This window comes from Dyella sp. 01N36, assembly GCF_056399745.1.
The window spans coordinates 1-12,603 of the sequence record NZ_JBFTRY010000098.1; the positions used below are offsets into that span (position 1 = coordinate 1).

Below are 12,603 nucleotides of genomic sequence, written 5' to 3' on the forward strand. Positions count from 1 at the left end.
TCGATCACCGGCACGTTCTCGCTGCCGATATCGGGAACGCGTGCTTCTTTAAGGTCGGCCATGGTTGCTCCTACGGATGGCGATGGCGAGCCGGCGGGGATGACGGCCGCGTAAGGTTTTCAATGATAGCGAACGAGACCGCGTTCTGGACGCTTTTGGATCGTTTGAAGGCACCATTCGCATACGTATGCAAGACTTTGGTCTAGCTATTTCGGGCCTGCCGCAACGACGATCCCAGTCGCAGCATTCCACTTCGTCAGGTGGTCTGCTCCGACGGGCGTCCTTGCAGCAATACCAGCTGCTGCTGGGGCGCCCCGAGGCTGATGCCTTCCGCTTCGAATCGATCCTTCAGCGCGCGCAGCAGATCGGTCTGCGCACCCCAGCCATCGGCGCTCTTGGTATAGGCGCGCAGCACCAGCATCACGCCGCTGTCGCTGAGGCTCTCGGTCCACACGCCCGGCGCAGGATCTTTCAGGATGCGCGCATCGGCGTCGAACAGCCCGCGGATCAGCTCCATCGCCTTGCCGAGATCGTCCTTGTATCCCACGCGCACTTTCAACTCGAAGCGACGGGTGCCGCGTCGGTTGAAATTGATGATGGCGTCGGAGCCGATCTTGGCATTGGGCACGACCGCCTCGCGGTTGTCGGGCATGGTCAGCATGGTGTGCATCAGGCTCACCGCTTCCACCGTGCCTTCCACGCCGCCGGCCTGGATGTAATCGCCCACCCGGAACGGGCGAAACACGATCAACAGCACGCCCCAGGCCAGATTGCTCAGCGAACCCTGCAAGGCCAGGCCAATGGCCAGACCGCCCGCGCCCAGCGCAGCCACCAGCGGCGCCGAGGGCACGCCGGCCTGCTGCAGCGCCATCACGATCAACATCGCAATCAGCACGCCATAGATCAGGTTGCGCAAAAAACCGCTGAGCGTCACGTCCACATTCGCGCGATGCATGGCGCGCTGGGCGATGTTGGCCACGCGCGCGGCCAGCCATACGCCGATCAGCAGCAGCAAGATAGCCAGGCCGATATTGATAAGCACCGAAATGGTGGCTTCGGAAAGGGGCAGACGGGCCAGAAGATCGTGCATGAGTGGCGGCGCTCTCAACGAAAAAACCCCGAGAGACTACCAGCGCAACAATCAAGGTTCTGTTTCGCCCACGAAAAATGACCGCATCGACAGCACCGACGCGGTCCAATGTCTGGCAGGGGAGCCCTGACGAAGGATCAGTGCGCGGATTCGCCTCCGCCGGCGCGGGCACTGTCCGTGGCTGTCATCAGCTTCTTGTTGTGTTCTTTTTTGTCGTAGGCCAGCAGTTGCAGCCGTGAGCCGTCCTGCAGGCGGAATTGGAACTGGTGCTGCAGCGCGTCCAGCGAACTGAGTTTCGGACACAGCGCGTCGGCGTGCTTGTCCAGCATGTCGGCGCGCTTGTTCACTTCGCGGTCGATGCTCTTATCCAGCGACTCGGCCCGCGCCTGCAGCGCTGCCACCTTGCTCTGGTCACCGGATAGCGCCGCCGAGACGGCCTCACCAGCCACCTTGGAAACCAGATCGGAAATGGAATTCTCGACGCTTTTTTCGACGATCTCGTCCATGTCGTCGGACTTCCACACGCCTTTGCCCAGCCCGGCGTCGACGCGGGCCAGGGCCAGACCGCGGTTTTCATCCAGGCGGCCCAGCATGTGCCGGCGCTCGTCGTCGTTCTGCGCGAAGGTCATCAGCACGGTGCGCATGGCGGCAAATCCGATGTTGACGCCCTCGCGTGCGATATCCGCGACTTCCGGCAATAGCAGCCGTACTTGCTGCTCGTAGTCGCGCAGACGTGCGGCATCTTCATCGCTCACCGACACGTCGCGGCCATCCACGCGTAAATGGCCGTCATGCATGAACACGTCGACGGGCTTGCCGTCGTCGCGGTGAAAACCGATGCCGCTCGGCATGACCTGCACATCGTAGGCCGTCGAATAGCCGCAATGACCGTCATGCACGTCCAGCTCATGTGCATGCACCGAACCGCCCAGTGCCAGTCCCGCCGCCAGCGCGCAAGCCATCATGGTGGTACGCATGTCGTTCCCCTTCCGTGTGCCACATGCCGTGGGCCTCGATCGCCACGATGCAGCACGGCATGAGTGCGGGCATGGGCTTGAGGTCATGCCGTGCCACCAGTCACCCGAGACTTCTGGGCTATCGGGACTTCCGGGCTATGACGCAGCGCGCATAGGAATGCGCCGACAGGCACGCTAAGTTCCCAAGACGCAAATCGCCACGGGGAGGCGGGGGATGCGGGAAGGGTGCGATGTGGTCGTGGTGGGAGCCGGCCTCGCCGGGCTGGTGGCCGCCACGGAGCTGGCCGATGCCGGCAAGCGCGTGCTGGTGCTCGAGCAGGAACCGGAACAAAGCCTGGGGGGACAGGCGTTCTGGTCGTTCGGGGGGCTGTTTTTCGTCGACTCGCCGGAACAGCGGCGCATGGGCGTGCGCGATTCGCATGCACTTGCGCTGGCCGACTGGATGGGCACGGCGGCCTTCGATCGCCCCGAGGACCACTGGCCGCGCCGCTGGGCGCAAGCCTATGTGGACTTTGCCGCCGGCGAAAAGCGCGCCTGGCTGCACGCCATGGGCATGCGCTGGTTTCCGGTGGTGGGCTGGGCCGAGCGCGGCGGACACGGTTCGGTTGGCCACGGCAATTCGGTGCCGCGTTTCCACGTCACCTGGGGTACCGGCCCCGGCGTGATCGAACCGTTCGTGCGGCGCGCCCGCGAAGCACAGGCCAAAGGCTTGCTGCAATTTGGCTTCCGCCATCGCGTGGATGAATTGATCGTGGAAGGCGGCGCCGTCGTGGGCGTGCGCGGCAAGGTGTTGGCGGCCGACGGCATGGCGCGCGGCAAGCCCAGTTCGCGCGACGTGCTGCATGATTTCGAACAGCGCGCGCAGGCGGTGATCGTGGCGTCGGGCGGCATCGGCGGCAACCACGCGCTGGTGCGGCGCAACTGGCCGGAACGTCTCGGCCCGCCACCCGCGCACATGCTGTGCGGCGTGCCCGCGCACGTGGACGGCCGCATGCTCGGCATCAGCGAAAGCGCCGGCGCGCGGCTGATCAATCGCGATCGCATGTGGCACTACGTGGAAGGCATCGAGAACTGGAATCCGATCTGGCCCAAGCACGCGATCCGCATCCTGCCGGGACCTTCGTCGTTCTGGTTCGACGCCGCCGGCAACCGCCTGCCCGGACCGCTGTGGCCAGGCTTCGACACGCTGGGCACGCTGGAGCATCTGCGTCGCACCGGCCACGACTACAGCTGGTTCATCCTCGACCAGCAGATCATCCGTCGCGAATTTGCCTTGTCGGGCTCGGAGCAGAATCCCGATCTCACCGGCAAGAGCTGGCGACAAGTCGCCAAGCGCGCGGTCGGCAAGGGCGCACCTGCACCGGTGGAAGCGTTCAAGCAGCACGGCCGCGACTTCATCGTGCGCGACACGCTGGAAGAACTCGTCGCCGGCATGAATGCGCTCGCCGGCAACACGCTGCTCGACCTGGCGCATATCCGCCAGGAGATCGAGGCGCGCGATCGCCAGTTCGACAATCCGTACACGAAGGACGGCCAGGTGATGGCCATCCACAACGCGCGTCGCTATCGCGGCGACAAGCTGGTACGCGTGGCCAAGCCGCATCGCCTGCTGGATCCGGCGAACGGCCCGCTGATCGCGGTGCGTTTGAACATCCTCACGCGCAAGACGCTGGGTGGTCTGGAAACCGATCTGGATGCGCGCGTGCTCGGCCAGGATGGCCAGCCGATGCCAGGGCTTTACGCCGTGGGCGAAGCGGCAGGCTTCGGCGGTGGCGGTCTGCATGGCTATCGCGCACTGGAAGGCAGCTTCCTCGGCGGCTGCCTGTTTTCCGGACGCATCGCCGGTCGCGCCGCCGCCAAGGCTATCGCATGAGCGTGCATGCCCTGCCCCGCATCGCCATCTACGGCGCAGGCAGCGTGGGCGGCTACCTCGGCGCCCGGCTGCACGACAATGCCCGTATCACCTGCATCGGCCGCCGCCGCGTGATCGACGCCTGGCGCATCCACGGCCTGGACTGGAGCGACCTGCTCGGCGGCCATGAACACGTCGCCGCGCGCGATGTGGAGCTGCAGGTCAATCCCTTCGCTGCGGCGAAAGCGCACCTGGTACTGGTGACCGTGAAGTCGTCGGCCACTGAAACGGTGGCGCGTGAGCTGGCGGAAGTGATTGCTCCCGGCGTGCCGGTGGTGAGCTTCCAGAATGGCCTGCACAACGCCGCCATCCTGCGCGATGCCCTGCCCGGCCATCCGGTGTTGGCCGGGATGGTCCCGTTCAACGTGCTGCAACGCATACCCGGCGATTTCCACCAGGGTTCCGGCGGCGAGCTGATGGTGGAGGCGCACGAAGCGCTGGCTGCGTTTCTGCCCGTGTTCGAAGCATCGGGCCTGCCGCTGTTGGCGCGCAGCGATATGCCCGCGGTGTTGTCCGCCAAGCTCCTGCTCAACCTCAACAACGCACTGAACGCGCTGTCCAACCTGCCCTTGAAGGAACAACTCTCCCAGCGCGACTGGCGTCGTTGCCTGGCGCTGGCCCAACGCGAAGCGCTGACGGTGTTCGATGCCGCAGACATGCATCCAGCCAAACTCACGCCCTTGCCGCCAGCCTGGTTGCCGCGCGTGCTGGAGATGCCGGACAGCTGGTTCCGCCGGCTCGCCTCGCGCCTGCTGGCGATCGACCCGGTGGCGCGTTCGTCGATGTGGGAAGACCTTGAACGTGGCCGCTCCACCGAGGTCGACGCCATCAACGGCGAAGTGGTGCGGCTGGCCGCGGCGCACGGTGTCGCCGCACCGGTGAATGCGCGACTGGTCGAGCTGGTGCATCAGGTCGAACAGGCGCGGCGTGCATGGACGGCGCAGGAATTGCTCGACGATTTGCGCAGCCGCGCGGTGACGTAAGCGCGTTACTCCTGCGCTTCAGCGGCGTAAAGCTCACGCCGCAGATTGCGCAGCGAGATGGTTTCCCACAGCGCGACGCCGACCAGCAGCAGCGTGGTCGCCGTCGCCAGCGCCACTACTGGCAGCGCATGCGCTGGCCACGCCAGGGCCGCCAGCAAGCCCAGCCCCACCAGATGGGACAGTGGAAAATTGGTGTTGTTGACGGTTTTCTTGAACAGCGCATTGCCCAGCAGATAAAGCGCCGGGCCGCCCAGCAACACGGCGATCTGCGCCGTTTGCGCCGTGGCGAGGGGATGCGCCAGGCTCAGCTCGTCGCCAACCGCGCAAGCCACGATGCCGGCCACGATCAACAGGTGCAGATAGGTATAGCCCAGCCGCGCCGTGCGTCCCGGATCGGTCGATTGGATGATCGAGCGGCTGCCGCGCTCCACGCCGAGGTCGAAGTAAATCCACCACATCGCCACGCAGCCGACGAACGCCATGATGAAGGCAAACCACAGGTCGGCCGTGCGCGTGCCTTCCGCGAACGTGCTGCCCATCACCACCACGGATTCGCCCAGCGCGATCATCACGAACARACTGCAACGCTCGGCGATATGGCCGCCTTCCACGTCCCATTCGCGCGTGTAGGATCGCCCTAGCCCCGGTACGTAGAAATACGCCGCCGGTCCCACGTACTCGATACCCAACGCGACGGCCCACCAGGCCAGCCGCGCCTGGTCCGAGGCCAGGCCGCCCATCACCCACAGCACACCCGCCACCGCGAACCACAGCGTGATGCGATAGAAGTTCAGGCGTGCCGCCGGTGTCGACACTCGCAACGCCCAGACCATGAAGAGCGAGCGCCCCACCTGCATCGAGGCGTAGGCGCAGGCGAACATCAGGCCGTGGCCGTCGAACGCCTCGGGCAGCGCCACCGACAGCAATAGACCCGCGAACATCAGCGCCAGCACCAGCAGGCGCACGGCGAAGCGATCGGGGTCAAGCCAGTTGGTGACCCAGCCAGTGAAGATCCATACCCACCAGACCGACAGAAACAGCAGCAACACGTGCACGGCGCCCAGCACGCTCAAGTCGCGCAGCAGCGTGTGCGACAACTGCGTGACGGCATAGACAAACACCAGATCGAAGAACAGCTCGATATTGGTGACCTTGCCGTGCGTGCCCGGCTGGTGCGGGCGCAGCAGGCTTGGCGAGCGGCGTTGTGCCGATGCAGACGTTTCGGACATGACGCGATCTCCCTTCCCTCGCGCCAGTTATCGCATGAGCGGCGGCCGCGCCGCCATCTCACTCAGTGGCCATCGTCGCGGATCGCGCTGACCTTGCCGTCGGCTACCACGATGGTGACGACGCGACTGCCCTGCCGGTACTGCCATTGCTCACCGCCCGACGATGTCGATCGACCGCCGTGTCTGCGGCTGCGTCGGCTGCCCCGGTGACTGCTCGAAGACGAGGCGGCATGCGAGCGGTACGACGGCTTGCCCAGCAGTTCCAGGACCCGCGTGGCGGAGTCGCCCACCACCAGCACTTGGCTGCCGACGCGCAAGGTTCCGCTGCCTGCGTGAGCCGCGCACGCGAATAACAGGACACTCAGACACATGGTTCGACGCATCGCTCGTCCCTCTCCGTGTGCACGTGGCACGGAGAGTCACCTTAGCGATGCGATATCCGATCACGGCATGGGTTTACGGCCGCGGCTTGCTGTCGGCAGGCATCGCCTGCTGTCGTCGTTCACGTCGATGGCGCATCGCTCAGCGCGAGCGGTCGGCGATGTCCGACACCTTGCCATTGAGGATGGTGATGATGACGACGCGTCCGTCATCGCGCATGTACTGCCAGCGCTCGCCCTGGTAGCCGCCGAAGTCGCTTTGCACCGGCTCCTTGAAATCCGGCTTGCCCATCAGCTGCATGGCGCGCACCGCACTGTCGCCGACGGTCAGCACCTCGCTGCCCACGCGATAGGTATTGGCTGCCGTGGCGCTTGCGCTCAACAGCAACAGGGCAATGAACAGATAGCGGCGCATGATCAACTCCGTGTCGTCGGTGACGCTCAGAAACCTGATCCCGGTGTCGCAAGATACGCCAGCTCTTCAGGCGTATCGAGGCGGCCAAGGACGGCGTTGCGGTGGGGAAACCGCCCGAACCGTGCTATCACATCGTGGTGGCGGCGCGCGTAATCAAGGAAGTTCTGGAAACGCGGGCGCTCGGACACTGGTTGACCGGCCACCAGCCGTTCGAACAAGTGCACACAGTGCATCTGCAATACCGGGCTCTCGGCATGTTCGAGCGGCATATAGGCAAAGACGCGCTGCATCGGCGTCAGCCGCTGGTCGTCGCCGCGCGCGATGCCATCGAGCGCAAGCACTTGCGTCATGGGATCGGCCGACCACGCGCGGGCGTCGTCGCGATAGAGATTGCGACTGAACTGATCGCGCACGATCAGCAGGGCCAGCCAGCCCTCGGGCGTTTGCGCCCAGTGATCGAGATCGCCGCGCCGGGCCGCGTCCAGCGTGTCGCCAAAGCGCTGGCGAATGGCCGCGTCGAAAGCGTCGTCGCGCTCATACCAGTGCGCCTGCGAATCTTCGGCGAACCAGAAATCCAACACGTCCGTGGGGGTCGGCACGCGCGCTCCTTACGATGGGCGACCGGTCAACCGTGGGTGGTACCGGCCAGGCAGTGCATATCCTTATGGATGCCGTGCAGGCGCGACAACTGGACTCTCAGCACGCGCGCCGATTCGTCCGAGGCCAGCGCCATCTGCTGCTCGAAACTCCTCAGCAGAGCGCACTCGTGGCGGGCCAGATAGTGGACCCAGGCCGAATCGCGGTTGGAGGCCATGCCGGTGACCATGTCAGCCAGCGCCCCGCGCACGGCGCCAGGCAGCGTGCCGTGCCTGGCCGGTGTGCGGCCCGCGGCATGCATCTGTGCCTGCAGGTCGCCGATCAGGGCGTCCAGGGTGTGCAGGTTCTCGGCCARCAAAGCCTGCAGTCCCGGTTCACGAACCTGGACCAGGGCCCTGCGGTACAGGTCCCGGTCATCGATGCCACGCCGGATAAGGGCGTTGTATTGCGGTGCACGCGACACGAAGTCGCCTCCTGCTGAGCTAAAAGCGAATGCAGGCGCCATCCTCGTCCTTCGCCACTTAGCGTAGGGTTAATCTGAGGCTTCGTGAGAACCCTCGCTCAGCCGGGGTTTTACTGACCCACGTCCAGCAAGTTCAGGGGTTGGCCGCCGGTACCGCGGATGCCCTGCTGCAGCTCGGCCAGCCGCTGGACTGCCGGGCACAAGGCCTGGACCTGCGGCCCCAGGGCCTGCATGCGCTGCTCCAGACGGGGGCGCAGCTGGGTGGTGAGGTCGCCGGCCGTATCGCGCAGGTTGGCCGCCGCCTGCAGATCGCCGGTCATGGCGGCATTCATGGCCTGCTGGCCGAGATCATTGGCCAGCAAGGGCATCAGGTCAGAGGCCAGCTGGTTGGCGTATTGGTCGGCCAGGTTGCCCTGCCAGTCGTGGGTACTGTTGCTGGCCGCCAGGCGCTGTTTGAGCTCTGCCGCGCGGGACGCCACGCGGCGGTCGAGTTCTGCCCGTGTCGCGGGGTCCAGCGAGAGGCGGGTGCCCTCGTCGTGCATGGCGGCCGCGAGCATGTCCACGCCATTGGCTGCCACCGCCTTGGCGCGAGGCGCCAGGGCTCGTAACTCACGCTCGAACAAGGCCAGGCGGTCCTGCTCGTCCGCACGCAGGGCGACCTTGCTGCCATCGGTGCGCAGACTGCCATCGCGCAGTTCCACCTGGCGTGGCAAGGGTTGCGAGCGATCGAACAAGAGACGATCGGGCGCAATCGTCAGGTCGTAACTGCTGGTGGCGTGGCAGGTGGTCGCCAGGTCCTGCGCGTGCAAGGCCACGCTGGCCAGCGAGAGGGTGGCGAGGAGGGACAGGCGGCGCAGGAACATGGGAGGGCCCGGAGCAAACGATGCCGCAGCGATAACCCGCGCCGCGGCAACCGGACCTGAACCGAACGTGCTCAGCGTCGCGAGCGGAACTGGGCACGCACCGACGGGCGCCCCAGCCACCAGGCCAGCCACAGCAATACCGGCACACCTACGAACTTGATCCCCACTGCCATCAGAAATGACCGGCGCATATGCGCCATCGCCATCTGCGAGGCGGTATCGAGCGAGTCCTGGGCATTGGTCAACGCCACCGCCTGGCTGAAGTCGCGCCACTGCAGGAACAGCATCAGCCCACCCACCAGGCCCCAGCCCACCGCCAGCAGCACACTGGCCAGCTGCAGCGAAGGCCGCGCCCAGCCCTGGCGAAGAATCGCCCCCGCGCAGATCACCACCAGCGCCAGCGCTGCGACGAAATACAGCACATCCCAGGCCAGCATCTTGTGCAGCTGCAAGATGTCGCCCGTATTGGACGCGGGCAGCGGCTGCAGCACACGCCACAACTGGGTGGCATGCAACGCGTACTGCATGCAGCCATAGGCCGCCAGCAGCAGGATCAGCCAGGTCACGATGCGCCACAGCGCGAAGCCGTCGCGGCGGGTTTCGCTACGCAGCATCAACGGCATCAGGAAGACGCCTTCATCGATGCGAGATCGGCCAGCACCTGGGCCGAATTCTTCTCCGGATCCACATCCTCATAGACCTTGGCAACTCTGCCCTGCGGGTCGATCAGGAAGGTGGTGCGGCGCGCGTACTTGAAGCCCATTTTGGAAGCGAGCACGCCATAGGCCTGCGCGGTCTTGCTGTCGGCATCGGACAGCAAGGGGAACGGCACGTGGTACTTGGCGGCGAAGTCCGCGTGCGATTTCACATCGTCCAGGCTCACGCCCAGCACGTCGGCACCCTGCTGGCGCAGCTTGGCAACATCGTCGCGGAACGCGCAGACCTCGGTGGTGCAACCGGGCGTGAAGTCCTTCGGATAGAAGTACAGCACCACCCAACGCCCCTGATGATCGGCCGGCGTATGCCACTTGCCGTTCTGGTCCTGCAGGTGGAAATCAGGCGCTTTCTGGCCGACCTGCGGCAGCGTGGCGGCGGGCGCGTCGGCATAGGCCGGAGCCAGCAGGCCCAGCAGCAGACTCAACATCAACAGGAACGAGAGGCGAGGCATCGGGACACTCCGAAAGAATTCCGGGCCAGTTTACGCGCAGCAAAACAAAGGGCGCCATGCGGCGCCCTCTGCATCGAACCTGCAACGGTGACTTATTCGCGCTCGATCTCGAACGCGCCCACCGAAACGCCGAGGTTCACGCCCTCGCCACTGCCATGCAGGGCCAGCGACGTGGTGCCCTTGGTCAACACCTGGGCCTCGCCACTCTTGACCACGCCCGCTTCGGCACCGGCCTGCGCATAGGTGCCGAACACATCGTCGATACTGCGCACATGGGTGATGTCACCCTTGCCGTTGTCGATGCGGTACTTGCCGGCGGTGATGCCGCCGCCATTGACCGAGATCTTCACCTTGGACTTCTGGCCGTTATTGCAAACCACCGTACCGCTGCCCGAGGCATGCTTGTAGATGAGCGACCATCCGGAAATGCTGAAGGAGAGATCGCACTTCACTTCGGCTTCGGCCGCACGGGCTGCGGATACCGGTGCCATCGACATGGCGCCTGCGCAAGCCAGTACGAGAGCCGCCATACCCATTGAACGCTTGATCATTTTCATCTCCTTGCAGTGAATGAGGACTTCGGACGACGTCAGCCACTGTGGTCAGCGTGCACCTGTCCGCCGTAGCACCTCCATGGTCGGCAGTTCCCGTGAACGCAGTGTGCAAATAGCTGGATGCTTCGTTAACGGCTTCGCAAGCAATGCTGGCTCAAGGCTTAAAAAAGCGTGTCGTGCCCGTACGTTGCGCCTGGGGAAGCCCTGTGTTTCGGCCGCCTGATGAGCGCGCATGGATTGGGCGCATCACCCGTAGCGCAGGCGCGCGGCGAGGATTACGCTGACCCTCAAGATCCGAGAAAACCGCAGGCCGATCTGCCTTGGGCCGCCTCGCACCCGTGCCCGACACAGCAAGCCTGCCTGTGCCCGAGGTAGCGCATGTCCAACTATTCGCTGGTCGGCTATGACGGCTCCGCCACATCGCAACGCGCGCTGCGCTTTGCCGTGCAACTGGCGCAGGCCACCGGTGGCCGCGTCCGCGTGGTGTCGGTGTTGCAGGTGACCGAAGGGAGCGCCGACACCTGTACGCTGATGATCGCCGACCAGGGCGGCAAGCGTTGCTCCCAGTTGCTCGACGAAGTGAAGGATCTGGTGCCGGGCACGGCGTCCCTGATCGACGCCGAGGTGGTGCGCGGCAGCCCCGGCGATGTCCTGCTGGAGCAGGTACGCAACCACGCCATCGATCACATCGTGATCGGCCATACCGAGCGCGGCGCGCTCGCGCGCTGGCTGCTCGGATCGGTCTCCAGCGACGTGCTCGAGCGCGCCCACGTGCCGGTGACCGTGGTGCGCTGAGCCCACCCGCCAGCCCCGCGGGTCGGCGCTCGTTAATCCCGCGTTGCCGTCTCGTCGTATGCTGTCACACGATCGTCATGCCAGGCTGGCGCCGTGCCCCGCGTCAAGCCAGCCCTTCGGCCCCCCGCACAGGAAAGCCCGCGTGAGCTATGCCCAATCGTTGCCCTGGACCCTCGAAAGCCTGGACTTCAGCCGGATCGACATCCAACGTGTACGCCAGAACGAAGACCTGTTTTTCTTGCTATGCAGCGCCTCCTTCGTCGAGAGTGGTTCGGACCTGTATACGCACAATCTGGTCGACCACTTCGCGGGTGACGAGACCCTGCAGACCTGGCTCAGCCAGCATTGGGAACACGAGGAACTGCAGCACGGCCGCGCCCTTGCCGCCTATGTGAAAGCGGTGTGGCCGGAATTCGACTGGGACAAGGGCTTCGCCGCGTTCTGGGCCGAGTACGGCGCGGTGTGCACCGCCGAACAACTGGAACCCATCCGTGGCCTGGAACTTGCCGCGCGCTGCGTGGTGGAAACCGGTACCGCCAGCCTCTACCGCGCACTCAACGACATCACCGATGAGCCCGTGCTCAAGCAGCTCACCGGTCACATCAAGAGCGACGAAGTCCGCCACTACAAGAATTTCTACCAGCACTACCGCCTGTATCGCGAACGCGAGGGCTTCGGTCGCTACAAGATATTCCGGGTCATCCTGCGCCGCCTCAACGAAATCCGCGGCGAAGACAGCGACATCGCGCTGCGCCACGTGTTCGATCAGTGCTATCCGCAGCACAAGGACAACCACGCCGAGTTCAAGCGCGTCACGGGACGCGCGCAGGATTTGCTGAGGCGGAATATCCCCGCGGAAATGACGGTGAAGATGCTGCTCAAGCCGCTGGAGTTGCCGCCGCGTTTGCAGAATGCGATGGAGAAGCCGCTGGCGAAGTTGGCGGAGAGGTTGTTTCTCAATTAAGGCGTGGCTGGGTGGCGCTCRCTTAGATCGATGGCGATGACCAAGGCCGAGTATTCCGCTCCGTAGGTTTGTCGCGCACAGGGTGCGCTCCCACAAATAGCCCGTCGGCAGCGTTGATCCGCCATCCACGACGTGCGCGCTCCCCTTGTAGGAGCGCACTTGTGCGCGACCGCGGCGCGTGGACTCACCGCTCCGGCCGGTCGCGCACAAGTG

Annotated in this window: 15 protein-coding genes; 4 read left to right on the forward strand and 11 right to left on the reverse strand. The window is 65.1% G+C overall.

What is annotated here, in order from left to right:
• Nucleotides 1–256: 256 nt before the first annotated feature.
• Together AC1DMG_RS14475 and AC1DMG_RS14480 are read right to left on the reverse strand one after the other, a co-directional pair.
• Entirely contained in the window at nucleotides 257–1,090 is an 834-nt protein-coding gene (locus tag AC1DMG_RS14475; RefSeq protein WP_477175084.1) for a mechanosensitive ion channel family protein, read from the reverse strand.
• A gap of 137 nt (nucleotides 1,091–1,227) precedes the next feature.
• Nucleotides 1,228–2,067 carry a DUF2884 family protein gene (locus AC1DMG_RS14480; RefSeq protein WP_477175085.1) on the reverse strand — a complete coding sequence of 280 codons (840 nt, stop codon included), beginning with the start codon at nucleotides 2,065–2,067 and terminating at the stop codon, nucleotides 1,228–1,230.
• A 214-nt stretch (nucleotides 2,068–2,281) separates the two neighbouring features.
• Between AC1DMG_RS14480 and AC1DMG_RS14485 the strand changes: the two genes are divergently transcribed.
• A complete protein-coding gene (locus tag AC1DMG_RS14485; RefSeq protein WP_477180681.1) occupies nucleotides 2,282–3,940 on the forward strand; it encodes an FAD-binding dehydrogenase in 1,659 nt (552 codons plus the stop codon).
• Entirely contained in the window at nucleotides 3,937–4,962 is a 1,026-nt protein-coding gene (locus AC1DMG_RS14490; protein ID WP_477175087.1) for a 2-dehydropantoate 2-reductase, read from the forward strand. The genes AC1DMG_RS14485 and AC1DMG_RS14490 overlap by 4 nt, the downstream gene beginning before the upstream one ends.
• A gap of 5 nt (nucleotides 4,963–4,967) precedes the next feature.
• Here AC1DMG_RS14490 and AC1DMG_RS14495 read toward each other — a convergent pair whose 3' ends face one another.
• From AC1DMG_RS14495 to AC1DMG_RS14535, 9 genes are all read right to left on the reverse strand, one after another.
• Nucleotides 4,968–6,191: a low temperature requirement protein A gene (locus AC1DMG_RS14495; RefSeq protein ID WP_441605387.1), complete on the reverse strand. Its 1,224-nt coding sequence runs from the start codon at nucleotides 6,189–6,191 to the stop codon at nucleotides 4,968–4,970.
• Between the two features lie 62 nt (nucleotides 6,192–6,253).
• Nucleotides 6,254–6,508, reverse strand: coding sequence for a DUF2845 domain-containing protein (locus AC1DMG_RS14500; protein WP_477175088.1), 255 nt, complete (start codon nucleotides 6,506–6,508; stop codon nucleotides 6,254–6,256).
• A gap of 205 nt (nucleotides 6,509–6,713) precedes the next feature.
• Nucleotides 6,714–6,986 carry a DUF2845 domain-containing protein gene (locus AC1DMG_RS14505; protein ID WP_441605385.1) on the reverse strand — a complete coding sequence of 91 codons (273 nt, stop codon included), beginning with the start codon at nucleotides 6,984–6,986 and terminating at the stop codon, nucleotides 6,714–6,716.
• Nucleotides 6,987–7,012: 26 nt separating this feature from the next.
• The gene (locus AC1DMG_RS14510; protein WP_477175089.1) at nucleotides 7,013–7,585 is read right to left on the reverse strand and encodes a DUF924 family protein; all 573 of its coding nucleotides are present in this window, start codon (nucleotides 7,583–7,585) and stop codon (nucleotides 7,013–7,015) included.
• A gap of 26 nt (nucleotides 7,586–7,611) precedes the next feature.
• Nucleotides 7,612–8,046, reverse strand: a complete 435-nt coding sequence (locus tag AC1DMG_RS14515; RefSeq protein ID WP_441605383.1) for a DUF2383 domain-containing protein — start codon at nucleotides 8,044–8,046, stop codon at nucleotides 7,612–7,614.
• Between the two features lie 110 nt (nucleotides 8,047–8,156).
• Nucleotides 8,157–8,909, reverse strand: a complete 753-nt coding sequence (locus AC1DMG_RS14520) for a DUF2884 family protein (protein ID WP_441605382.1) — start codon at nucleotides 8,907–8,909, stop codon at nucleotides 8,157–8,159.
• A 71-nt stretch (nucleotides 8,910–8,980) separates the two neighbouring features.
• Nucleotides 8,981–9,532, reverse strand: coding sequence for a hypothetical protein (locus tag AC1DMG_RS14525; RefSeq protein WP_441611491.1), 552 nt, complete (start codon nucleotides 9,530–9,532; stop codon nucleotides 8,981–8,983).
• Entirely contained in the window at nucleotides 9,532–10,077 is a 546-nt protein-coding gene (locus AC1DMG_RS14530; protein WP_477175090.1) for a peroxiredoxin, read from the reverse strand. Before AC1DMG_RS14530 ends, AC1DMG_RS14525 begins: the two co-directional genes overlap by 1 nt.
• Before the next feature lie 92 nt (nucleotides 10,078–10,169).
• Nucleotides 10,170–10,628, reverse strand: a complete 459-nt coding sequence (locus AC1DMG_RS14535) for a hypothetical protein (RefSeq protein WP_441605379.1) — start codon at nucleotides 10,626–10,628, stop codon at nucleotides 10,170–10,172.
• Nucleotides 10,629–11,009: 381 nt separating this feature from the next.
• Between AC1DMG_RS14535 and AC1DMG_RS14540 the strand changes: the two genes are divergently transcribed.
• Entirely contained in the window at nucleotides 11,010–11,426 is a 417-nt protein-coding gene (locus AC1DMG_RS14540; protein WP_477175091.1) for a universal stress protein, read from the forward strand.
• 142 nt (nucleotides 11,427–11,568) lie between these two features.
• Nucleotides 11,569–12,390: a ferritin-like domain-containing protein gene (locus AC1DMG_RS14545; protein ID WP_441605377.1), complete on the forward strand. Its 822-nt coding sequence runs from the start codon at nucleotides 11,569–11,571 to the stop codon at nucleotides 12,388–12,390.
• Nucleotides 12,391–12,603 lie beyond the last annotated feature (213 nt).